Origin of the sequence: Chitinophaga skermanii (assembly GCF_003259335.1) — a bacterium.
GTDB lineage: Bacteria > Bacteroidota > Bacteroidia > Chitinophagales > Chitinophagaceae > Chitinophaga > Chitinophaga skermanii.
On sequence record NZ_QLLL01000003.1, the window covers coordinates 249,231 to 273,068 of the forward strand.

The 23,838-nt window shown below is 41.4% G+C and carries 23 protein-coding genes; 16 read left to right on the plus strand and 7 right to left on the minus strand.

The window, feature by feature from the left end; translation table 11 throughout:
• Positions 1 to 28: 28 nt before the first annotated feature.
• Entirely contained in the window at positions 29 to 1,018 is a 990-nt protein-coding gene (locus LX64_RS08690; protein WP_111597252.1) for a helix-turn-helix transcriptional regulator, read from the plus strand.
• Positions 1,019 to 1,307: 289 nt separating this feature from the next.
• On the opposite strand, the gene LX64_RS08700 is transcribed toward LX64_RS08690, so the two are convergent.
• Positions 1,308 to 1,637: an antibiotic biosynthesis monooxygenase family protein gene (locus LX64_RS08700; protein ID WP_111597254.1), complete on the minus strand. Its 330-nt coding sequence runs from the start codon at positions 1,635 to 1,637 to the stop codon at positions 1,308 to 1,310.
• Positions 1,638 to 1,872: 235 nt separating this feature from the next.
• Here LX64_RS08700 and LX64_RS08705 point away from each other — a divergent pair, with 235 nt between their 5' ends.
• From LX64_RS08705 to LX64_RS08735, 7 genes are all read left to right on the plus strand, one after another.
• Positions 1,873 to 2,583, plus strand: coding sequence for an HmuY family protein (locus tag LX64_RS08705; RefSeq protein ID WP_111597255.1), 711 nt, complete (start codon positions 1,873 to 1,875; stop codon positions 2,581 to 2,583).
• Positions 2,584 to 2,620: 37 nt separating this feature from the next.
• A complete protein-coding gene (locus LX64_RS08710; protein WP_158538584.1) occupies positions 2,621 to 3,400 on the plus strand; it encodes an HmuY family protein in 780 nt (259 codons plus the stop codon).
• A 14-nt stretch (positions 3,401 to 3,414) separates the two neighbouring features.
• Positions 3,415 to 4,176 (plus strand): hypothetical protein, encoded by a 762-nt coding sequence (locus LX64_RS08715; RefSeq protein WP_111597257.1) that lies wholly within the window; start codon positions 3,415 to 3,417, stop codon positions 4,174 to 4,176.
• Between the two features lie 14 nt (positions 4,177 to 4,190).
• On the plus strand, positions 4,191 to 5,219 hold the full coding sequence (locus tag LX64_RS08720; RefSeq protein WP_111597258.1) for a DUF5018 domain-containing protein: 1,029 nt from the start codon (positions 4,191 to 4,193) through the stop codon (positions 5,217 to 5,219).
• Between the two features lie 94 nt (positions 5,220 to 5,313).
• Complete coding sequence (locus LX64_RS08725) at positions 5,314 to 6,033, plus strand: hypothetical protein (protein ID WP_111597259.1); 720 nt, start codon at positions 5,314 to 5,316, stop codon at positions 6,031 to 6,033.
• Positions 6,034 to 6,630: 597 nt separating this feature from the next.
• The gene (locus LX64_RS08730) at positions 6,631 to 7,485 is read left to right on the plus strand and encodes an OmpA/MotB family protein (RefSeq protein ID WP_111597260.1); all 855 of its coding nucleotides are present in this window, start codon (positions 6,631 to 6,633) and stop codon (positions 7,483 to 7,485) included.
• 124 nt (positions 7,486 to 7,609) lie between these two features.
• Positions 7,610 to 8,359 carry an SDR family NAD(P)-dependent oxidoreductase gene (locus LX64_RS08735; RefSeq protein WP_111597261.1) on the plus strand — a complete coding sequence of 250 codons (750 nt, stop codon included), beginning with the start codon at positions 7,610 to 7,612 and terminating at the stop codon, positions 8,357 to 8,359.
• 54 nt (positions 8,360 to 8,413) lie between these two features.
• On the opposite strand, the gene LX64_RS08740 is transcribed toward LX64_RS08735, so the two are convergent.
• The gene (locus tag LX64_RS08740) at positions 8,414 to 9,568 is read right to left on the minus strand and encodes an FAD-dependent monooxygenase (protein WP_111597262.1); all 1,155 of its coding nucleotides are present in this window, start codon (positions 9,566 to 9,568) and stop codon (positions 8,414 to 8,416) included.
• A 95-nt stretch (positions 9,569 to 9,663) separates the two neighbouring features.
• On the opposite strand from LX64_RS08740, the gene LX64_RS08745 reads away from it, so the two are divergent.
• Positions 9,664 to 10,308 (plus strand): TetR/AcrR family transcriptional regulator, encoded by a 645-nt coding sequence (locus LX64_RS08745; RefSeq protein ID WP_111597263.1) that lies wholly within the window; start codon positions 9,664 to 9,666, stop codon positions 10,306 to 10,308.
• Here LX64_RS08745 and LX64_RS08750 read toward each other — a convergent pair.
• Positions 10,305 to 11,369, minus strand: coding sequence for an NADH:flavin oxidoreductase/NADH oxidase (locus LX64_RS08750; RefSeq protein ID WP_111597606.1), 1,065 nt, complete (start codon positions 11,367 to 11,369; stop codon positions 10,305 to 10,307). The genes LX64_RS08745 and LX64_RS08750 overlap by 4 nt on opposite strands.
• Before the next feature lie 351 nt (positions 11,370 to 11,720).
• On the opposite strand from LX64_RS08750, the gene LX64_RS08755 reads away from it, so the two are divergent.
• Both LX64_RS08755 and LX64_RS08760 read left to right on the plus strand, forming a co-directional pair.
• A complete protein-coding gene (locus LX64_RS08755) occupies positions 11,721 to 14,093 on the plus strand; it encodes a TonB-dependent receptor (protein WP_111597264.1) in 2,373 nt (790 codons plus the stop codon).
• 85 nt (positions 14,094 to 14,178) lie between these two features.
• Positions 14,179 to 15,438: a PepSY-associated TM helix domain-containing protein gene (locus LX64_RS08760; RefSeq protein WP_111597265.1), complete on the plus strand. Its 1,260-nt coding sequence runs from the start codon at positions 14,179 to 14,181 to the stop codon at positions 15,436 to 15,438.
• Between the two features lie 72 nt (positions 15,439 to 15,510).
• Here LX64_RS08760 and LX64_RS08765 read toward each other — a convergent pair whose 3' ends face one another.
• Positions 15,511 to 16,068 (minus strand): DUF1697 domain-containing protein, encoded by a 558-nt coding sequence (locus LX64_RS08765; RefSeq protein WP_111597266.1) that lies wholly within the window; start codon positions 16,066 to 16,068, stop codon positions 15,511 to 15,513.
• A 105-nt stretch (positions 16,069 to 16,173) separates the two neighbouring features.
• On the opposite strand from LX64_RS08765, the gene LX64_RS08770 reads away from it, so the two are divergent.
• On the plus strand, positions 16,174 to 16,710 hold the full coding sequence (locus LX64_RS08770; protein ID WP_148707254.1) for a hypothetical protein: 537 nt from the start codon (positions 16,174 to 16,176) through the stop codon (positions 16,708 to 16,710).
• A 410-nt stretch (positions 16,711 to 17,120) separates the two neighbouring features.
• Here LX64_RS08770 and LX64_RS08775 read toward each other — a convergent pair whose 3' ends face one another.
• Positions 17,121 to 18,383 (minus strand): hypothetical protein, encoded by a 1,263-nt coding sequence (locus tag LX64_RS08775; protein WP_111597268.1) that lies wholly within the window; start codon positions 18,381 to 18,383, stop codon positions 17,121 to 17,123.
• 504 nt (positions 18,384 to 18,887) lie between these two features.
• Between LX64_RS08775 and LX64_RS08780 the strand changes: the two genes are divergently transcribed.
• Both LX64_RS08780 and LX64_RS08785 read left to right on the plus strand, forming a co-directional pair.
• Positions 18,888 to 19,760 carry an alpha/beta hydrolase gene (locus LX64_RS08780; RefSeq protein WP_111597269.1) on the plus strand — a complete coding sequence of 291 codons (873 nt, stop codon included), beginning with the start codon at positions 18,888 to 18,890 and terminating at the stop codon, positions 19,758 to 19,760.
• 518 nt (positions 19,761 to 20,278) lie between these two features.
• A complete protein-coding gene (locus LX64_RS08785) occupies positions 20,279 to 20,779 on the plus strand; it encodes a hypothetical protein (RefSeq protein WP_111597270.1) in 501 nt (166 codons plus the stop codon).
• Here the strand turns inward: LX64_RS08785 and LX64_RS08790 are convergent.
• Complete coding sequence (locus LX64_RS08790) at positions 20,776 to 21,135, minus strand: YraN family protein (protein ID WP_111597271.1); 360 nt, start codon at positions 21,133 to 21,135, stop codon at positions 20,776 to 20,778. The two genes, LX64_RS08785 and LX64_RS08790, sit on opposite strands and share 4 nt — an antisense overlap.
• A 53-nt stretch (positions 21,136 to 21,188) precedes the next feature.
• Between LX64_RS08790 and manA the strand changes: the two genes are divergently transcribed.
• On the plus strand, positions 21,189 to 22,421 hold the full coding sequence (manA, locus tag LX64_RS08795) for a mannose-6-phosphate isomerase, class I (protein ID WP_111597272.1): 1,233 nt from the start codon (positions 21,189 to 21,191) through the stop codon (positions 22,419 to 22,421).
• 85 nt (positions 22,422 to 22,506) lie between these two features.
• Positions 22,507 to 23,097 carry a DUF6580 family putative transport protein gene (locus LX64_RS08800; RefSeq protein WP_111597273.1) on the plus strand — a complete coding sequence of 197 codons (591 nt, stop codon included), beginning with the start codon at positions 22,507 to 22,509 and terminating at the stop codon, positions 23,095 to 23,097.
• Between the two features lie 70 nt (positions 23,098 to 23,167).
• Here the strand turns inward: LX64_RS08800 and LX64_RS08805 are convergent, their stop codons facing one another.
• Complete coding sequence (locus tag LX64_RS08805) at positions 23,168 to 23,818, minus strand: Dph6-related ATP pyrophosphatase (protein WP_211324777.1); 651 nt, start codon at positions 23,816 to 23,818, stop codon at positions 23,168 to 23,170.
• Positions 23,819 to 23,838: the final 20 nt, after the last annotated feature.

Genomic DNA, 23,838 nt, shown 5'->3' on the forward strand with positions numbered 1-23,838 from the left:
CACATTCATTCGTTAAATCAATATACCATTGTCTGCGCTGCAACCTAGTAATACAACACCTGGTAAAGCTTGTCCATTTGATATCAAAGGCGGTGAGCAATTAAAGGAGAGAAAACGTACCCTTACACATGAAGGGCATAATGGGTATGTGCATGAAGTATCGAGTCCGGATGGTATAAATTTGGGTTATTACAACGTAAAATCTAGCCAAGCGGGGAAAGTGATCTTCGAGAATCAGCAACCCTTTATACAATTAAGCTATAACCTAGTAGGGAATAAGAGCTATCATATCGATCATGGTCGTAAGATATTAGCTGCTATAGAAAAGCAACAATATAACTATTTGTACCTGCCGAAAGAGGAGATTCAACTACAATGGCCTGCCAATGAACAGTTAGAGATATTCGAGTTAGGTGTAAGTACCGACTTGTTATTGAATTTCTTGCCAGAAGAGCATCCATTGTTTCCCATCTTTTCTAAAAGTATGGCCTACAATGCACCGGCATCTCTCAGTAAAATGAATTTGCCTTTGCCTTCCACCCTGAGTACGATTTTATATGATATGCTTAACTGCCCACTAGATGGTCGTTACAAGCAATTGTACTTGAAAGCGAAAACAATTGAGCTGTTGGCCATCCAATTAACGCAATACGAGCAAATAATTGGGGTGCCCAAGAGCGAACAGTATTCGCGTGCTTTGAAGAAGGAAGATGTAGATAGGATGTATCATGCCCGGGATATTATTGTAGGGAACATGAATAGTCCTTGTACCTTAATCGATTTGGCACACCAAGTAGGCACCAACGATGCTTATTTGAAAAGTCATTTCAAACAGGTATTTGGTACCACTGTTTACGGCTACCTGCAAAGCATAAAAATGACCCATGCCCGCGAGATGTTGTCGCAAGGCAAGAGTGTATCGGAAGTGGCTTATTTATCGGGTTATAAGCATACGGCGCATTTTACCCGTGCATTTAAAAAACACTTTGGATTTGCACCGGGGATTATGAAGAAATAGCCGCCTGTAACTTATTAAATTTACATCATTAAACAGCCTCGAGGATTTATCTTGGAGGCTGTTCCATTTTGGGTAGTTCTTAGACTCTCTGTATTAAGTAAATAAAAAAGCTGCCTCGAATGAACGAGACAGCTTTCCACTACAATTCAATTGTAAGTAATCTATTTAGCAAGCCAATAGATGAAAACCAGCCACAGCAGGCCCTTAACTAGGAAGAAGAGAAATCCCCAAAAGCCTAAGCGCTTCAGCCATTTCATCACCTTTTGTTGAGTGGTTAGTTTTATTTCCATTATTCACTAATTACTTGGTAGATTTTAAAATCACTAGTCATCGGTGCAGGACGACCTTCTGCTTTTGCTTTTGCCAAATCTTCGAAACCGCGCTTATGACCGGCAATAAAGGCTTCTGATTTAGTCCAATCTTTAAACGACTGTTCGTTTTCCCAATAGCTAACAATTAAATAAGCATCGCCTTCTTTTGAAGGGCGTAATACGTGCATGTTAATGAAGCCAGGCATCGTGTCGATCGCGTGGGCGCGGCTAGCAAATAATTGTTCGAAACGTTCTTGGTATTCCGTGTTGCAGTTAATGTAATTAATGGCTACAAAATTTTTGTTCATGATGATCTATTTAAATGATGGATCAAAGGTAAACTTGTCATACAAATGTCATTTGCCTATATCGGAATTACATTTACCATATCGGGAAAATTAATACCATGGCGGTTTTTTCCCTTTTTGGTTGCTTTTTCTCCCATAGGGGTCATTTATTCCCTGCAATTTTGCATCATCGAAATAGGAAACCTGTTTTTGTGCTGTAGACATCCACATTCATTCATTCGATTTATTTGACGATATGAACATCACCCAAATTTTAAAACGCCGTCGTTTCGCCCTTATCATTGGCTTTAGCAGTTTCATAGTAGCTTGTTCAAAAGATAATAGCGACCCAGTGCCATCTACCGACCTAAGTACCTTCGTGTATGATATGCCTGCAGATACAGGTGCATCCATGGGGGGGAGCGTGGATGGAAAAACGCAACGACCGTTTTATACCATCACTTTTCAATTCAGCACACAAAACAAGCAAGTGATCCGCAATAAAGTAGATTCTACGAGCTTGCTACAGAAAGGCGATTGGGATATCGCGTTTACCAAGGAATATAATTCATACGTAGTTACCAATAACGGAACAGTAGCCGGTACGCCGGGTTATGGTGGGCCTGGGAAGGGTAGGTTAGTGATTGTTGAAAAGCCGTATGACCAAGTAATAGAAGCCCCTGCCGAGGATGTGTTTCAGCGTGATGGTTTAGCGGGTGTGGGTTGGGATAATGGGAACGGCCTCGGGTGGTTCTTTTATTCGTTGAATAACCACATTTGTGTACCTATTAAGAACCGTACTTATGTATTGAAAACAGCAGAAGGGAAATATGCGAAATTGGAGTTATTGAATATCTATAAAGGCAACCCTAAAGTAGTGACCGACCTGTTTTGGCCTTCTCCTTACATTACCTTTAGATATTACGTACAGGCAGACGGTTCCCGCAACTTGAAATCGACAAAGTAGAACCAACAATATCATCATCATTTATATTTTCATGTGCATGCTTTTTACCATTAAAAGGCAAGCTGCCATACTATTGCTTATAGGTAGCGTAGTAATGACAGCTTGTTCAAAAGAGAACAACGATACAACACCTGCACCAGGGCCAACGGGTCCGTCTGTAGCAACGGGTGTATATACTGTAACGAACTTAGTGGCCGACACATCGGCTAATTCGGGTGGAAACGCGGAAGTGTTGTATTATAGTTTAGAGGAGAATAAAGTGATTCCTGCGTCTCAACGACAAACAGGTAACTGGGATATTTGCTTTTACGGGATTTACAACAGTAGTGTTTACCCGAATAACAGTGGAGCAGTGGGCAGCCCGGGATTTGGCGGGCCTGGAAAAGCCAAAATCTATGTTACTGTAGATCGTAAGTTCGATGCTCAATACTACGATACCCTCAACTTCAAACCCAAAACATTACCTATTCCACGCGCATTATGGACCACCGCTTTTGCTGCTGTAAAAACAGCTGATGAAAGCAACATGCAAACGCGTGATATTGGGTTAGATCATTACCAGAACGAGTTTGATGGTTGGGGTTATTATGATTTTTATGGTACATTATTCCCTGGCAACGAAAAGAAAACACACGTTGTGTATGCTTTGCCGAGAGTAATGATTGTAAAAACACATAAAGGTCATTACGCTAAATTGATCATCGAGAACATTTATAAAGACAGCCCAATTGATCCAAACCGCGATAACAAGCCAGGTTACGTAACCTTTACATACGCCATCCAAATGGACGGCTCTACGAACTTGGATATCAAGTAAAACTTACTACAACCATGATGTATATAACCAATTTGAAACGCGCTGCCTTAGCGTGTTGTGTGACGCTTATTGCCTTCACGAGCTGTTCGAAAACAACAACAATAGATCCGCCGGCATTAGCACAAAACAGGGTATTGACGTATAAAATTGTAAACGTAGCCGGTGATCCTATCCAAGGCATCGTAAACGACCGTGATAGCGCTATTACCGTTTATTTGCCTTATTATTTACAACTAACTTCTATTCAACCTGAGATCACCATATCGGAAGGAGCCAGCATAACACCCGCAAGCGGTACTTTGGTGGAAGACTTATTGAAAATGTTTTTCTCGGGTACCAAAATCCAATACGTTGTAAAAGCCAAAGATGGTGCACAACGCACCTATACCCTTAAAATAGAAGCACAACAACCTCCTTTAGTCATAAATGAACTCTCGCCCGATGCTAACACCATCACGGCGTATGACTTTAACATGGGCGATTTATATGCCAGCCTAAGTATCACATTACACGGTAGTGGCTTTGCTGCATCGAACGATTTAATCCAAGCAGACTTGCTAGATGCGACTGGGAAAGCCGTATTTAAATTCGGATTGAGCACCTTCAATACAAATAACTTGACAATGATGGGAATTAATATTGCCCGGTATAATCCTACAGATTATGAAGCATTGAAAGCTTTACCGGCTACAGGTTTATACAAAATTAGGGTGTATAGCTACGCGAAAGTAGTAACACTTCAGCATCCTATCAGGCTCAATTTACTAAACAAATAATTTTTCCGCTCATCATGCAATCAACATATACATTTAAAGGCATCCTGGCAGGCGCAGGCATTATTGCGATGGCAGCCTGTTCTAAAGATACCGAGTACGCTAAGTATCCATACAATGCCATCGAAACATTTGCTGTAACAGCCAACGGTTTTACCGTGCAAGGTGCTATCGACAAAGATTCTATCACCGTATATTGGCCTACTTATGTAGCACAGCCTACAAATGTAACGGCCAAAGTAACTCCATCTGAAAAAGCAACCGTAACACCGGCCAGCGGTGCGAGTGTTGATTTTAAAACCGGCACTAAGTTTACAGTGAAGGCAGAAAATGGAACAACAAAAGATTACTTCTTAAAAGTTGTCTTTAACCAGCCACCGATTCAATTATATGAATTAGCTATTCCGTCTGCTGAGAAAGGAGCGGTGGCGAACTTCGATCTAAATTCTATATTGAAATATGTGATTGAAGATACCGTGCAAACTAAGTTTTACTTGGTAGGCAATAACAATGTATCGCATCAAATGAAGATAGCATTTGTTACCACGCCACAAAATGCCCGTGTATTGGCCGTACATATTCCTAATTCGGCGGATATAGTGGAAGGAGCATATAAAATAAGGATAACGAGTGGCTTATCGAGCTACCAAAGTGATGGATTCATTTTCGGCGTTGTATATCCAAACGCGGCATTTCCTAAAGCAGATAATATTACATCGGCAGTTTCTGTAAAACGAGGTACAAATATCACCTTCACAGGTAAAGGTTTTGTGGATATGAAAGAAGCGCGGGTATTTGGCTACAATGCGAACTGGATGGAAGTAGAGTTAGGCAAATGGGAATTAGTGAGCTATACAGCCACCACTGCTACCTACAAAATACCTACAGATTTTCCAACCGGTACGTACGATTTCGGCGACTGGAGTACAACGGCTATTGGATTCCAATTGCGTACCTCTGATTTTATTGGGAATTACAATTGGGCCAATATTCGTAAGAACTACGTCAACGTAGGTGGATTCGTGAAATTTACCATAACGGAATAACATAACATCATTGCAGCAATAATATCAACGGGGTTTTTGGTATGTACAACCCGCATACTTTTCATTATTATTCAATTTCAACCCTATTTTTACAATGACACATACTTTCAAAACATTTCCAAAGTTAGCCTTAACAGTAGCAGGTGCTGTTGCTTTATTCTTAGCATCTTGCTCTAAAAACAACGACATCGTCGAGCCTCAATCAGCCGCTAAACTAGCTGGAGGTGGCGTTACAACATTCGCAGTAATTGCCGATGGTGATTCTGCTGCCATCGTTGGCCCTGGCGTAACTAGCGGTACAATCTACCGGGCTGGTAACGTTTACACAATCAAAAACTTCAAACAAGCTTACTCAACAGGTGCCGGCCAGCCTGTAGATGGTAACTTCTACTGGCGCTTTACTGATAATGAAGCAGGTTCACCTGCTAACTTCAATATCAAATTCACTGGCGTTGCAACGGGCGACATTACTGTAGGTGGTTCAGACGATATCCGTTATGTTGACAAAGCATTTTCAGCTGTAACATCTGCGGATTGGGCCACTGCTTCAGTACCGGTATCTAAAACAATTGGTATGAACACAGTAACCGGTACCGGTATTCCTCCATCTGTTTCAGCATTAGCAAATGGGAAAGGTTGGTATGTTTACGGTTGGAGCTCTGGGCATACAGTAACACCGGTTTCTGGCCGCGTATTATTATACCAAAATGCTGCGAGCGGCACTATTTACGCTTTCGACATTCAATCTATTTATTTGAATGGTGTAACCGGTGGTTCATTCCCTTATTATAATTTTAGGTCGAAAGCACTTTAATTGTAATGCTTGATAGTTAACCCACCCGTGAATTAATCCGATATATTGCTGTATATAAAAGGGCCTTGGCTAATTGCTGAGGCCCTTTTTATGTTTATGATATAGTAATAATTGATAAGATAAATATTGATTAAAAAAATAATGTAACATCAAGTATTGATACATGAAAAATTGACAAGTAATGAAGTTTTAAATGATTTTAAGGTGTGAATTGAGAAGACATTGCCTCTTGTATATTTTCACATTTTTAATGCATTTTTCAATCATTATTCAGATAGGGCTCATCTTATAGAACAAAACATGCATATTAGTTGTTCTATGAGATATCAATCGTATAATAACATTTGTTCATTTATCATACTTTAAAGTTTAGAAACAACCGCTCTTCTCCAGGAGCGGTTTTCTAATTACTTTCTAATCAGCTACTTAAAATGCCCTATTTACCTGCTTTTAGCATTTCATCACTGTAGCTTTTACTGCATGCAAACGGCCTACTTTTAGTCCTTTACCTAAAAATGGCATGGTTGTGGCAAGTATAGGGGTAAGGTGGAAATAGTCCGTCTTCTTATAGATTACATTACTAAATATCAATTATATATGAAACTGAAAGCAATATTATGGGTTTCAGCATTTTCCCCTTTGTTATTCTCTTGCGTAAGTAATAAAAAGTTCAAAGCTTCCGAAGATCGCTACACGAAGCTTAGTAGCGACTATGCCATGTTACAAGGGAAGCTAAACGATTGCGAACGTACCTTGAAAGATTCAGTTAATTCATTCGACTCGCAACGTAAGCTGATTGGTGCGAAGATTGAGAACTTGAAAGACAACAACAACACGCTCGTTAACCAGTTAAAAGACTTGTCGGTTATTACCAGCTCGCAAGCAGAAAGCATCAAAAAATCATTGGATAATATTGGTGCTAAGGATGCCTATATCCAAGATCTCCAATCTGCCATTCAACGTAAAGATTCGCTGAATATGGTATTGGTCATGAACCTGAAAGGTGCCATCGGGAACCTCGACGACCAAGACATTAACATCAAAGTTGAAAAAGGCGTTGTATACATTGATATCTCCGATAAATTATTGTTCAAGAGTGGTAGTTACGATGTAACCGACCGTGCGAAAGAAGTGTTGGGCAAGGTGGCGAAGGTGTTAATTAACCAACCTGCGATTGAATTCATGGTGGAAGGTCATACTGATTCGAATCCATTCCGTCGCGGTGTATTACTCGATAACTGGGATTTATCAGTAAAACGTGCCACTTCAGTAGTTCGCATTTTGCAAAATGATTACGGTATTCCACCGGCTCGTATTACGGCAGCAGGTAGAAGCGAGTATATTCCTTTACAATCTAACGATACACAAGAAGGCCGTGCAGCTAACCGCCGCACACGCATTGTTATTTTACCGCAATTGGATCAATTCTTCCAATTGTTAGAAAAGAAATAAGCGTTTCCTTTCTCATAATAAGTACCCGCGAAGCAAGTATTTACTAGCTTCGCGGGTTTTTTATTTCTTCCCATACCCAAACAAATCTTGCCCATGCTTGTTCTTTTAGTTAAATCATTAGAAGATGAAAAAGCTTGAGAACAAAGTCGTATTTATTACCGGTGGTAATTCCGGTATTGGTAAAGCTTCCGCCCTTGAAGCTGCGAAAGAAGGCGCTATTGTAGTGGTAGCAGATCTGCCCAATTCTCATCACGATGAAACCATGCAAGAATTAAAAGCCCTTGGCGCGAAAACGCTGTTTGTACCGATCGACGTATCGGATGTAGAAAGTGTAAAGGCAGCCATCAATGCTACGGTTCAAGCGTTCGGCCGCTTAGATGTAGCCTTGAATAATGCCGGTGTTGGTGGGCCGTATTCAGGTATTCATGATATGGAAGAATCAACATGGGAACGTATTATTAATATTAACCTAACAGGACAATTCTACTGTGTGAAATATGAACTACAACAATTTTTGAAACAAGGAGGTGGGGTAATTGTTAACTTATCGTCGTTGGCTGGTTTAGTAGCAGAACCTGGTTTGGTGCCTTATACTGCCGCAAAGCATGGCGTAATTGGAATGACGAAGAATATTGCTGTGCAATACGGTGCGCAAAACATTCGAGCGAATGCTATTTGTCCTTATTATATCGAAACCCCTTTGCTCGCGAACATCGATCAAAGTATTCATAAAAAATGGACGGATCGTACCCCTATGCATAGATTAGGTCGTGCTGAAGAAGTAGCCAAAGCCTTTATATACTTTGCATCAGACGATTCATCTTATTGCAATGGTTCCATCTTGGCATTAGATGGCGGGGTATTAGCGGGATAATATTCATGTAAGTGATCAGTATAAAGCCATCTCTTTGCGGAGATGGCTTTTTTGTTATTGGTGAATATATTGAATGGATAGCATTTTATCCATTTGTTTCGCTTGGTAATTAGTAAGGTCCCATTTCATGAATTGTAATACAACAGACTTCATAAGACCACTAGTATTCGTGATTTTATTGATTAAATCACTTGTATTGGTAATGAAAGTGGCTTTTGGTTTTCTCATTTTTTCATACAAGGCATATGCTGCTGCCGGGTGGTGTTGAGCAATACATTGTGCTAGTACATAAGCACTTTCAATAGCTTGGCAAGCACCTTGGCCAAGATTAGGCATGGTAGCATGCGCTGCATCGCCCATTAGCACCACATTTCCTTTGCTCCATCCATTAAATGGCTTTATATCGTATAAATCATTGCGCATGATTTTATCTAATGGAGTGGCTGCCATTAATTCTCTTACAACAGGTGGAAAAACGGCAACAATATCTAGAAGTTTTTCTTTTACATGTGCCGGATCATCTTGTCCATTTGCTGCTGCAAAAGTGGTAATATAACCATAGATTTCCTGCCCGTTAATCGGTGCATATCCAACACGGAGGCCTTTTTGCTTGGCCCACATTTCAAATACATCTTCTCTTTGCGGAGTGGGTAATTGGTAAGGACTGATAAACCGCCAGCACGTTTGACCAGAGAACCGTGGTTGAATGCCTGGGTGCATTTGTTGGCGTCCTTTGGATTTGATACCATCTGCGAAAATGACGTATTCGGCTGTATCGCTAGTGCCATCTTCGAAGTAAACAGTGGCATCGTGTGCATGTTGTTCGTAACGTTGGAACACTTTGCCTGTTTGGATGTGTTGACCGCTTATAGCATTTACTAATACTTGTTGTAAAGCTGCGCGGTGTATGGCAACAGCACCCCATTTATAAGTTGATTTTAATTCCTCGTAGGGTAAGCGGGAGAGAAGCCCGCCGTTTTGGTTTAAGATACGGGCACTTTTAAGATAGATGCCTTGGTCAACTACTGGTTGTGCAATTCCCAATAAATCGTAGATGTTTAGTGCATTGCTGGCTAGTGTAATACCTGCACCAACAGGTGCTAGCACAGGCGCTTGTTCATATACTGTGCTTTCAATGCCTTTTTGTTGTAGTGCGATGGCTGTTGTTAATCCACCAATACCGCCGCCTACAATGATGGCCCTTTTCATATTAGAAGGTTTATTTCGGTGTACAAAGATAGGGTATGAATGAATAATTAGGTCGATTGGCCTAGTGTATTTTTTTTCTTTATTTTTGCTGCGCTATGATGAATTTATCTACAAAAGAGCGGATTCTACATACCGCTGTTAAGTTGTATAATGCAGAAGGTATTGAAGGGGTAACGGTTAGGCATATTGCCGGCGAAATGGGTATTAGTCATGGTAATTTGCAATACCACTACCGCACAACGAATGATATTATCCTGGCCATTTATCAACAGCTGGAAGACCATTTTAGTCGGCTTATCACCGATATGCAAGTAGAGCGACCTTTAGAGCCATCGCTTATTCATGTATTTAAATCTTCGGTGGACGAGGCCTTTGATTTGATGTATAAATACAGGTTTATTTTCTTGGATTTTGTAGCGATTGTTCGAAGAGTACCGGCGATTAAGAGTCGTTATATCCGTATTACCCAGCAGCGTGTACAACAATTTGAGCAGATATTTCATATGCTGATACAAAAACGCATCTTTAGGCGGGATATTCCGGCTGCTGTATATAGGGCGCTAACCACCCAGGTATTTATCGTAGCGGATTTTTGGCTGTCGAGTAATGCTGTGAATGTTGGGTTACCCATGAAAGCAGCGATGGACTTCTATAAAGACACGTTCTGGAAGATGTTATACCCTTATTTTACTTCGAAGGGATTGCGATTATTCTCCAACGAGCTATCATACCAGCCTTAAGGTGCGGCCCTTTCATATTGTACCGGCCATGTAATGCTGGCGCCTAAAGCATGTGCTGCATGCATAGGGAAATATGGATCACGGAGTAATTGACGGGCCATCATCACCATATCTGCTTGTCCTTTTGCGATAATATCTTCCGCTTCTTGCGGCGTTGTAATGAGACCTACAGCACCGGTTAGTATACCGCTTAGCTCTTTGATCGAGGCGGAGAGTGGCACTTGGTATAATGGCTTAGCTGGGATTTTTACATTGGGGATATTAGCGCCCGAAGATGCATCAATTAAATCGACACCTAACGGCATTAATTCCTTTGCCAAGGCAACAGAATCAGAAATACTCCAGCCATTTTCCACCCAGTCTGTAGCGGAGATTCTTACAAATAACGGGTAGTAGCTTGGCCATTCGGTACGTACTGCTTGTACTATTTCACGAAGAAGCCGGGTACGGTTTTCGAAACTGCCGCCGTAGTGATCGCTTCGTTTGTTAGAGAGTGGCGACAAGAATTCGTGCAAGAGGTAGCCATGCGCGGCATGGATTTCGATTACTTTAAAACCTGCTTGTAAGGCACGTATTGTTGCTTTCACGAAATCTTTGATGACTTTTTTAATACCATCTGCGTTCAAAGCTTGCGGCGTGCTGGTAGCTTCGCTAAACGGGATGGCACTAGGCGCTACCGTTTGCCAACCACCTTCGCCCGGTGCAAGGAGGCGGGTGCCCTTGAAGGGAATGTCGAAACTGGCTTTTCGCCCGGCATGTGCTAATTGAATACCGGCAATGGCGCCTTGTTCGTGTATGAAGGTAACGATCTCCTGGAGGACTGGGATGTGTTCATCCTTCCAGAGCCCTAAATCGCCTATTGAAATTCTACCTTCCGGGGAAACGGCCGTGGCTTCAAAAATAACTAATCCTGCGCCACCTACGGCCCTGGAACCTAAGTGCACCATATGCCAATTATTTGCAAAGCCGTCTTCCGATGAATACATACACATCGGCGAAACCGTAATACGGTTCCTAAACGTTACTTCCCGGATCGTTAATTTGCTGAATAGTAATGACATAATTTCAATGCGCTTGGGTTTTTCATATAACAACGAGGGAGCAAAATGGATCATTTTTCCCGCTTGTTCTGTAAAATTCTCCCAAAAGCTACAAGATCCGAACCAACATCCCGCTTCCCGCTTCGATTGTCGGCCAATTGTAAAGACACCCTATGAGCAAGGTTCTTATATGAGTAATTTTCCTGCTCTATCATATGCAAACGCTTTGTAGTTCAATATTTTCCGTATTGCGTAAACGAATTTCCCGATTCGTTTTCCTACTCGTTTCCCCCGCGACTAATTTCGCAGCGGTTTAAGTATAGACTAAGTATAACTGGCGTATAAATCGAAATCGGAACTCTTCCTCTTTTTATGAACAAACACACATTACCACTTTTATTTTGCTTTTTGTTGGCGACACTTACTTCTTTCGCACAACAAAATGGAGCCATCCGTGGGAAAATCACTTCCGAGAATGGCGAAGCTGCTCCTTTGGTTTCCATTCAACTAAAAAATAAAGCACGCGGTACATTCACCAATGAAAAAGGTGAATTCATTATCCGTAAACTAACTGCCGGTGAGTATACACTCCGTATTTCATTGGTAGGCTATAAAACAGAAGAAAGGAATGTAACAGTTCAGAACGATCAAGAAAGCGTATTGAACGTAACATTAGCGAACGATGCGAACCTTTCTGAAGTGGAAGTAAAAGGCAACAAACAAACGTATAAAGCGGTAGATCCTTCGCCATCATTACGTTTAAACCAGCCATTACAAGAAATTCCACAGAACATCCAAGTAGTTACAAGTAAATTGTTAGCCGACCAGGCTATTTTCGATATGTTGGAAGGTGTAACCCGCAACGTAAGTGGTGTTACAAGGTTAGAACACTGGGATAACTATGCTAATATTAACATGCGTGGTTCTCAAATTTCTGCTTTCAGAAATGGCATGAACGTTTCTATGCCATGGGGACCTTTAACAGAAGATATGAGCTTTGTAGAGCGCGTGGAATTTGTAAAAGGACCTGCTAACTACATGTTGGCAAGCGGTTACCCTGGCGGTATGTATAACGTGGTTACGAAGAAGCCAACCGGTATTTCGCAACGTGAAGTAACAGTATCTGTTGGTTCTTTCGATACTTATAGAGCTACGATAGATTTGGATGGAAAGCTTACTAAAAATGGTAAGTTATTATACCGTTTGAATGTAATGGGACAGAAAAAAGGGGCTCACCGTCCCGGTGAATATAACGACAGGGTTTCTGTAGCACCTGTGTTAACCTACAAATTCAACGATAAAACATCTATTACAGCAGAATACGATTACCAATTCTCTAAAATGGCATTGATTGGTTCTGCCTATGTTTTCTCGCCGAAAGGTTATGGCGATTTACCCCGTAACTTCACCATGTACGAGAAAAACCTCGATCCTACAAAAATCAACGATCACAGTGGTTTCTTAACCTTTAACCACGAGTTCAATAAAAACTGGCGTTTCACTGCTCAATTCGCGATCTTCAATTCTACTACATTCGGTAGCTCTATTTGGCCTGATTGGCAGTTTGGCGTTCACGAAAATGGTGATTTGATTCGTGGTGTGGGCATGTGGGATTCAAGAGGTAAAAACCAATTAGGCCAAGCTTTCGTAAACGGTTCCTTCAAAACAGGTGCGCTAAAACACAACTTGCTCGGTGGTATCGATGCCGGTAAAAAACAATATATGGCCACTTGGGGACAAGGTTTCAACCTCGATACAGCAACAGATCCATTCAATATATACAACCCACATTACGGTGTACCGAAAAGCAGCATCCCTGCATACGATCGTTCAAAACCTTTGAAAGATCGTGCTTCTTACTTCGCGGATGAAAAATACTATTCATTCTATGCACAAGATGAAATCGTGTTCTGGAAAGAACGTGCTAGGTTAAGCGTAGCCTTACGTTATACCAACTTCGAAACAGATGCACACACTGTAGGTGGTACTAGCAAAGACAATAAAGTAACACCGCGTGTTGGCTTGAACGTGGAAGTAGCAAAAGGTACAAACGTGTACGGTTATTTCGACCAATCATTCATGGGCCAAGCAGGTATTATCTATCCAAATAAACCAGTGAAACCTTTAGAAGGTAACACCTTTGAATTGGGTGTGAAGAAAGATTGGTTCGGTGGAAAATGGAATACCACTTTAGCGGCTTATCATATTACCAACAAAGGTAAAATCATTGGTGATCCAGATACCACGCACTTACCTAAAGACGCTTTCTCTTTACAATTGGGAGAAACAGTAGCGAAAGGTATCGAGTTCGATTTACGAGGTGAAATTGTGAAGGGCTTACAATTAACCTTGAACTACGCTTACACAGATCACGAAGTAACAGAAGATATCAACCCAGCGAACGTAGGAAATAAAATTCCGGGTTACGCGAAACATTTAACAAATGGTTGGTTAAGCTACCGTTTTAGTAAAGGTATTTTCAAACACTTAGGCCTTTCCGCGGGTTATCAATACCAAGTGGATCGTACTACATGGGCATGGTCGGCAACTGCTAAAGATCAATTGCCAAACTACTTCCGTGTAGATGCAGGTATCTCTTACGCGATGCCTAAGTACTATGTAAACGTGAACATTAATAACATTTTCAATAAATACTTATATAGTGGTGCTCCTTACGGTTCGTACTATTATTGGCAAACAGAGCCCGGTACAAATGTGCGTGCTACTGTAGGTTACCGCTTCTAGTAAAGATTATTGTACAGTATCCAACATAAAAAAACTGACATCCACCCCGCGCGTAGCCATGCGGGGTGGATTTATTGCTTGACATATGAAATTGTTCGCATTTAGTAAGAAAACGGGGGCGATTCAGCCAAGAAAAAAGAAGAGTAACAAGTCGTTATTCCGTAGAATAAACGATTGGTTGCACTTATGGCTTGGCTTGGTAACAGGTATCATTGTTGTATTTGTGAGTTTAACGGGGTGTATCTTAGCTTTTGAACGAGAGATTCGAAATGTTACCCAGCCATACCAATTCGTTGAACCGCAGCAAAAACCATTCTTATTACCTTCACAATTGGAACGTAGCGCCAAATTGTACGTTTATGGCTCCGATACCGCAAAAGCGAATATCTACGGTTTCGAATATGGCGATCAGCATAAAGCTGCTGTTGTAGCTTTCCTCGATCCCAAAGATGGCTATAGCATGGTATACCTCAATCCTTACGATGGTACACCTTTAGCAAAAAAAGCCTTGAACCGCGATTTCTTCCGTATTGTATTAGCAGGACACTTTTACTTGTTTTTACCGGCACCTATTGGGCAGCCCATCGTAGCATGGTCGATCTTGATTTTTGTGGTGATATTGATGTCGGGGTTGATTATGTGGTGGCCAAAGAAATGGAATAAAACCAACAAAGAAAAGAGTTTCAAAGTTAAATGGAAAGCCGGTTTCAAGCGTGTGAATTACGATTTGCACAATGTGCTTGGTTTTTACGTGATGCTGATTGCACTCGTATTAGCCCTAACAGGTCTCGTTTGGGGTTTCGAATGGTTTGCTAATGGTTCTTACTTTGTTACATCTGGAGGTAAGAAATTAGCGAAATGGGAAGAACCCGTTTCCGATACGCTTACAGCACAAGTAGCAGCACCTATGACGAACGTCGATAAAATCTACTTGGAAAGCGTACAACACTACAATAATCCTACAGCCAGCATCCAAGTATCATACCCCAATACGCCGACCGATCCAATTACGGTTAGTTATAATCCCGATGAAGGCACGTATTACAAACGCGAATACCGCTTCTTCGATCGCAATACATTGGCAGCATTAGAAGGAGGGGGGATATACGGGCAAGAATATAAGAAAGCGACCGCAGCCGACAAACTATACCGTATGAACTACGATATTCACGTTGGTGCTATTGGCGGTTTAACCGGTAAAATTATTGCTTTCTTCGCTAGCTTCATTTGCGGCTCTTTACCCATTACCGGCTTCATTATATGGTATGGTAAGAAGAAAAAGAAACACAAAAAGGCAAAAGCCAATCTCGACATCAAACATCCTCACAGTGCGGGTATAAAATAGTAAGTCACATTGCACATGATGATTTATTTAAATGATACAAGTAGCTCGTTTCGCAAGAAGCGGGCTATTTTGTTATTGTGCTAACGCTAATAGTTTATTCATAGTATTCCAATTTCGCGTGGTACCACCTATCTTCATTAGCTTCTCCAAAGCCATATTCGAAAACAAGTTTTTAATGCCCGGTGCTTTATGGCAACGAATATGCACCACGTCGCCTATTATTTTGTATGTATCAATGTCGGTACTTTTTTCCATGACAGAATTGATTTGAGCAGCATTCGGCATCGTATTTAACAGCATCACGTATTGGGTGTGTGTTTCATTGTTAATGTCGAGAAATGGGTGCTGGTTGATGATGGAAGCCAGTTCTGCCGGTTGTTTGAGTACGGTAATGACTTCATATCCTAATTGTGCTAGCAGGTATGTTTCTATTTTCTTTGTTAATACTGCTGCATTTTTTTCTGTAGTATCAAAGATGAGGTTACCGCTTTGAATGTAGGTAATGATGTGGAAGCATCCCATGTCGACGAACAATTGTTTCAGCGCATCCATCTTAACGGTGCGGCCGCCTACATTAATGGCACGGAGAAAGGCGATGTATTTGTACGTTTTAGCTGCTTGGGTTTTCATCGACCGAAATTACATTTTCTGTTGGTGAACAAAGCAGGTACCTTGTTTATTATAAAGAAAACTCTTTATATGGAGGAATATAGTCACATAAAAACGGTCATTGCTATGATCCTCAGCTTAAGCGTGGCCGTGCTTTTGCGGGGAACGGTGCGCTTTGTACAACATCCGGGGCGGTTAAAAATATACTGGGTGCACTTAGCATGGGTGTTTTACCTTTTCTTGTTACTCTTACATTTTTGGTGGTGGGAAATTTACTTACGTACTATTCAACAATGGTATTTCACGGAGTATTTCTTCGTGATTATGTACATACTACTTTTCTACATTTTAGCCTCGATGTTATATCCCGACGATTTGCGTGACCATAAAGAAGATTTCCAAGTATATTTTTATTCCAGGAAGAAGTGGTTTTTTGCGATACTAGCCTCGACCTATTTATTCGATTTTGTGGATACGCTGATTAAGGGAGAAGCGTATTATCGTCATTACACATGGGAATACCCGGTTCGGAATATGACGCATTTTATCTTGTGCTTAGTGGCGATACGTGTGAATAATAAGCGTTTTCAAGAAGTATTAGTGGTGGGATTTATCTTGTACGAACTGTTGTACATCTTCCGGTTATTTCTAAAAGAAGGATAAAAGGATCGTCAACCAGAATTACTAAATAAAAAAAGCCGCCCCAAGAAGAATCAAGGCGCGGCAGTTTCATCCATTGTTTTTGTTAACCCGCAATAAAGATCATACAAAAATTGATTACAGTTTGTGAAGCGTTCGTTAACGTAGAAAAATAATTTTACAAATGTAAGCTGGTAGCTGGTTTGGAAGGATACAAGAAGTGTATGCAAAATCGAAAAAAATCAATTTTGAATGGATTTTATTATAAAATCTATTGTTTTTTGACGCTTAAAATTATTTTGTCAACTATATAGTGTGCCTAATTTTAGTTTATTCAAGTGAGGTAGTGGCGCAGTTTTTAGGTAGGTATACTAAACGAATATTTACAAACACGGGATGCAGCGGGTGCTTGCTGTACCCCGTGTTGCGATCGTTTATTTGAAAATTGTCTTGTTTGCTAAGGCGCCTTCCGTTCCAATTTTCCCACTAGGTTTATCGGTACTTACACCATCGCCTGTATCTTCTAACTGGGGATGTTCGTTAGGGGTGGTTTTCGTTTTCGCGAATAGAAATATTTCCAACAAGGTAACTAATCCATCATTATTCAGATCGGCATCTACAGCGAAACCATCATGACGAGCGCCGTTTAATGCTGAAATGAAGTGGAAACTAAACATATCGTGGTTACCATACGATGGTCCCCAGCTTGCTTCAAATTCATTACCGGCCGATATTAATACGCGGTTCAATCCCCTTAAATCATACAGTAAACCGCCACCAAAACTTTGTTGAAAAACGCCAATGAGTTTTGCAAATTGCAAGTGATTGATACCGCTTTCCCAATCATCATCCGTAATAGTGCCATTTCCAAATGTTTCATCATACCCAAAAGCATCCTTCTCATCATCACCTACCGCATCTTTAACGCCGCCGATATTGGTGTTCAATGCTTGGTAATACCCACCGCCATGGCCGGTTGTGTATATAAATAGTACCGAAGTATTGGTGAGATGGCCTTTCAAAGCAGCCATCGCCCCAGCAAAGCCCTCCTTGGTAGCAGCGAAATTAACCGGCATTTCATCATCAAGGGGTTTGCCATCGTTGTATACAATTACAATGCGTTCATCAGTATAACCATATTTACTTTTCAATACATGGTAGAGGAATTTTAAATCATTCCAATACCTCGACCGTGCCAAGCCCGGTTCTGTTACACTGCTATATAATAAAGCCATATTCGAGGAACCAACGAATGTAACCTCGCATAGCGCTTTATTGTTGTAGCATAATTTTGTGGGAACAGGCAATACGAAATTCCGCTCCGCAGGCTTCTCGATATGAATCTTGGTCACCACGAATTTCTTTGCCGCCGATAATACACCCTCCAATTGCAAAAAAGCCCCTTGGTAAGCGTTTATATTCTGTAACGTGTCAAAAATAGCACCCTCTAAAGGGATAAAAGTGCTATCGGGCATGGCATTGTTCATGTTGGCCCATTTTAAGGCGGTAACCAAGTAAGGTGCCGGGTCTTTCAAGAAATACCCCTCCACGTTAAATGTTTTGCCGGTGGAAGCGGCAGGGTCTGCTAAAAGCGACTTGATTTGGGCTACTGTAGCAATTTTGTTGGCTGTTTGATTACATGACACACCGATACAACTGCACACAAAACAGGCGAGTACCAGTACTTGTGTTTTCATACGTGTAAGGATTTTATTGAGTAAGTGTTAAGTGTCGTGTTGTTGGCATTACAACCGGGTTACATTGAATTGTCTTAGAATAGCGGGAACGTTATTGAATATACAGTATTTCCTTGATTTTATTTTTGAAAATATTTATGCAGTACAGCTGCAAATTAGTGTCAGTGGCTTGTTTATATTGTAACAGCATAATTTATTCAAAATCAATTTTAAAGAAATTTCAGCACAAGAAATATTGTTGGATATTAATATATGTAATGAAAAATCATATCTATTTCCTCGATACACTTGGCAAACTTTATCATTTCTTAGGGTGTTTTACTATCGAAGCTTTTTTCATAATAGGAAACACACAGTAAGCTCGAAGTCTTGTCCTTAGCGGGTTACAAGCTTCGAGCTCTTACACGGCAGCTGCCGGTTTTTCAATTCAGCGTGGAAAACCGGCTTTGTCGTTTTTACAAGGATTGTTTATATTTATTTAGACTAAAGCTAATATAAACAACCATGGAAACCACGAACCAAGCGGTAAAACTCAGTCACCAAGTAACCCAAGACGGCATTACCCTCCAAGTTTTTACCTGGCCGCTTCAACCGCAGCAATCTTTAAAAACAGGAATTATCATTGTGCACGGGGTGGGTGAGCATGCCCGTAGGTACGACCACGTTGTACCATGGTTCCAAGCAAATGGTTACGAGGTGCGTTTATACGATCAACGCGGTTTTGGGGCTTCAGGCGGCAAACGCGGTGATATACCCCATGCTATGTCGCTCGTTGAGGATTTACAATTAATTTTCGATGAATATGCGAAGGAATTAGCCAATAGGGGCGTCATCCGGGCACCACTGGTGCTTGGCCATTCAATGGGCGGCGTAGTAGTGGGGCGTGCAGTAACCGGCAGTTATATCCAGCCCAGTGGTATGATACTATCGTCGCCGGGTTTTATACCCCGCATCTCGGGATTGCAAAGAGCATTGGCGAAAACCGCCATACTCGTTACCCCTCACTTACAAGTACCGCACGGCCTTAAACTGGAAAAAGTATCACATGTACAAGCTGTTATCGATCATTTAAAACGCGACCCACTCAATCACGATAAAGTAACCCCAACACTTGTTAACTTCATGCTAGATGAAGGGCCCGTGGCTATTCAAGCAGCGAAGCATTTACGGGTACCTACATTACTGCTCATTGCCGGCGACGATCACTTGGTCGATCCCGATGGTGGCAGGCAGTTTTACCAAAATATCCCGGAAGGCTTGGCCACCTTGGTGGTATACGCAGGCCGTTACCACGAAATCTTTAATGAAGACACAGCCACCCAAGCCCAAATCCAGGGCGATATAAATAAATGGCTGTCGGAATTAATTACCAGTTAGTTAGCCTAATTGTGTAAGTTTCCTAGAAAAATTATATAGTTGATATAACAAATAAATTGTAACTTATAAGAAGTTAAGCAATGCATCAAATAAAACAATACCGATTAAAGGGTATTGTAAGTATTCCTAATTATTGAAACCTTTACACGTACAACAGAGACATTATCAGTAAATTTTACTATACCATATCATATTGCAAATGATCTAAAGGGTAGTTACACTGGATGAAGGAAACGAATGCATGGTATTTATATTTTGAGATCCCACACGTTTCATCCTATGAATGTTAACAAACGTTCCTAAGCTTTACAAACAAATAGCGATCACCTCTAGTGAACAGGTGACGAGTAAATTGGTAGTTTTAAGTTGTGTTCCTCCTATTCGCAGCACACAACTAGGATGCATTTATCGTTGCAGTATTTACTATTTATTATGCTACAAGTACTTCATGTGCATTAATCGACCGTCGATGCGGCTGGCTGCATGGCTCGATGGCATTAACTATTAAATCATGCCTAATGGTAAGGGAACCGAAATTACAACCAACATTGCAATGGACGCCGCCTAGCGAAGAACGTCCATCCAGGAAAATGTCGCGTAATGAAGGATTAGCATTCGCACTTATGCTGAATGACTTTCTAGCTTTCTACAAAAAGAAGTTCGAGAAAACGTATCACCAAGAATTGACTGTGATCCAACCTTTCTTGCTTCACGATGAAGACATTCTTTCCGTTACACTACGTTATTCCACCCCGAAAAGCTTTTACATCAAACGCTACGAAATGCCTATCCAGTCGATCCGGCAAGTGATCGATGAAGAAGGTATTACCCTCTTGTTTGATGCGCCCCAAGTAAAATTCTATGAAAGCGACGAGGGATCGCTACGCTATAACCGCGTAGCATGGACAGACCGGGCTCATCTAATGGGACGATTGTCTTCCAAGAACCAGATTGTGGTTAAACTGGCGCGGCGATTACAAGCCATGCAGTTAGCCTTCTTGTTAGAGCAACAAGTTTAAAAAGCATCTACAAAATGTTGTAGTTCGAAGGATTCATTGGTATGTAATACGATCGCTATTACATCAAATCGAATCGCTTCCGGGGAAGCATCCATTTTTTCTAAATATGCCGTAGCGGCTGATTGTAGGTGAGCTTGTTTTCGTGGATCTACTGCTGCTTCGGGATAACCGAATTGGTCGCTACTTCTTGTTTTAACTTCTATAAAGATGATAGTTCCTTGCGATTGAACAATGAAATCTATTTCTTGGCGTGCATGGCGCCAATTTTGATGTAGTATGTGGAAGTGGGAATGCTGTAGAAAATAATCACGGGCTATTTGTTCGCCTTTTTTACCAATTTCTCCGCTTAAAGCCATGTATTTGTATATTTTTACATCTCTTAATAGAAGTTACAAAAATTCGCAGAATTATGTCGACAGGAACATTGAACAAGAAACTATTTCATCTTACAGGAAAAGTACAACATTATGCTTGGGGCGGTTATTCGTATATCCCAGCTTTATTGGGATTACCGGTAACCAACGAACCATCTGCAGAATACTGGATGGGTGCACATCAAAGTGCTCCTTCGCAAATTGGTACTACCCCCAACCCAACCCCGCTAAACGACTTAGTTGCTGCGAATCCTTCCGCTGTGCTGGGCGAACAAACATTCAACACGTTCGGAGAATTGCCGTACTTATTGAAAATCCTCGACGTAAAAGATATGTTGTCGATCCAAGTACATCCTACGAAAGCCGAAGCTGAGAAAGGTTTTGCACGCGAGAATGAAGAAGGTATTGCCTTAAATGCACCTAACCGTAATTACAAGGATGCGAATCACAAACCCGAAATTATGGTGGCCCTTAGCGAGTTCTATTTGCTCCACGGGTTTTTACCTGCCGATAAATTGAAGGAGGTGATCAATAATACACCTGCTTTCTTACCATTGGCACACATCTTCGAACAAGAAGGCTATTACGGTATGTACAAGTTCGTAATGGAATTGCCGCAGGAAGATGTGAACTCCATGCTACGTCCTCTTGTCGACGAAATCGTTCCCCTCTATAAAGAAAATAAACTTGCGAAAACTGACCCCGCTTTCTGGGCAGCCCGCGCCGTGGTAAACGATCCACAAGGAGAAACCCGCCTCGATCGCGGCATCTTCTCTATCTACTTCTTTAATATTATGCACGTGCAAGAAGGCGAAGCGGTATTCCAAGATGCCGGTATCCCGCATGCGTATTTAGAAGGACAAAACGTGGAATTAATGGCCAATTCCGACAACGTTCTCCGTGGCGGTCTTACCCCTAAACACATCGACGTACCAGAACTATTAAAACATACGAGGTTCGAAGCTGTACATCCACAGATCATTACAGCTAGCATCGACCCTAACACCAAAGAAGCTATTTACCAAAGCCCTGCACCCGATTTCGTAGTCAGCAAAATCGAACTACAAACCGGCGAAGTGTACAGCCATAAAAGCAATGCTGCCGAAATCCTCATCGTTATGGAAGGTGCCGTACAAGCGAATGGTTCCGATGCCTTCGATGTGAAAAAAGGGGAAAGTATCTTTGTTGCGTACAACGAAGCTTATACTTTATCACAAACCGGCAATAGTAAAGCTGTATTGTTCAAGGCAACAGTCCCTGTTAAGTAGAACTTGTAAAACGGTTGAAAAATAAAAGTTAATTTTTAGTTAAAGGAATTTTCCTACATTTGTTCGACCATATAAAGTTTATACTATGAAAAAAGACACCTACACCAAAGTACTATTAATCGGTGGCTTAATCTTTTTGACTTCACTTGGTAGAATTATTACCAATCACTTAGCCATCTGGAACTTCACCGCGATCGGTGCTTGTGCATTGTTTGGCGGCGTGGTATTGAAAGACAAAAAGTACGCTTACCTTTTACCTTTAGCCGCTTTGTTTTTGAGTGACTTGTTTTTACAGCTATTTACCACCATCAAAGGATTCTACGGCTGGAGCATGTTATTCAACTACGGCGCTTTCATGTTAACAACCTTCATTGGTACCCGCTTGAAACATGCAAGTATGGGGCGTATTATGGTTGCTTCTGTTGGCACCGGGTTGTTATATTTCCTTATCTCGAACTTCGGGGTGTGGGCATTGCAAGACATGTATCCTAAAACATTTGTAGGCCTTATGCATTGCTATGTATCGGCTATGCCGTTCTACCAGCACGATGTATTCGGTAGCTTCTTCTTGAACACGATCTTAAGCAACGTGTTTTACACGGGCTTACTGTTTGGTGCCTATGCATTATTACAGCCGATCTTTAATAGGGAAGAACAGGTAGCAAACGCGAACTAAGACTTTAATTTTACCACATATTAAAAGGGCGGTGCTTGTGAAAGCCCGCCTTTTGTGTTGTATAGATCTTCTAATAAACCCTTAACCATTCTAAAAAGTGATACCCACCATGCTCAGTAGCCATATAAGGTGGCAATTGTATCGCCTGTTGGAACATCGGGCAATTCACTACATAAGTATGAAACTCGCCATTCTCGCCGCAAACATCCACACCCAAGTCTTCCAATTCACCCAATAAACCCTTGTCCATAACACGACCTAAAAAGCGTTCACCCAAAGTAGCATTACACGAAACAATCATCATTTCCATCCCGCTATCCATCATCTCCAAAACCAACTCTTTTCTATCACCTTGCCAAAGCGGAAGTACGGCTTCTAATCCTGTAGCAGCACATACTTTCTCTTCCCATTCACGGTGGGGTACAAGATCTATATCGCCAAACACGGCAGCTTGTACTTTGAATTGCTTCTTGATTTTATTGAGGGCGTTAATGAAAGTCGTTTCGTAGTCTTCCCATGTAGTTGGTGCGTATTTAACGGGTAGCTTCATGGCATTTGCTTGCTTCGTAATAAGGCTAAGCGGTAGCCCGTGGGAGCGTGAAATGTCGCCTTTCTCATTCATCATGTTCAGCAAAACCTTTGGCTCGTAACCTTGCTTAATGGCTTGCATGGTGGCGAAACAACTGTCTTTCCCGCCGCTCCAAGAGATAACTGTTTGCAAGTAGTGTAATTTCAGGTTGA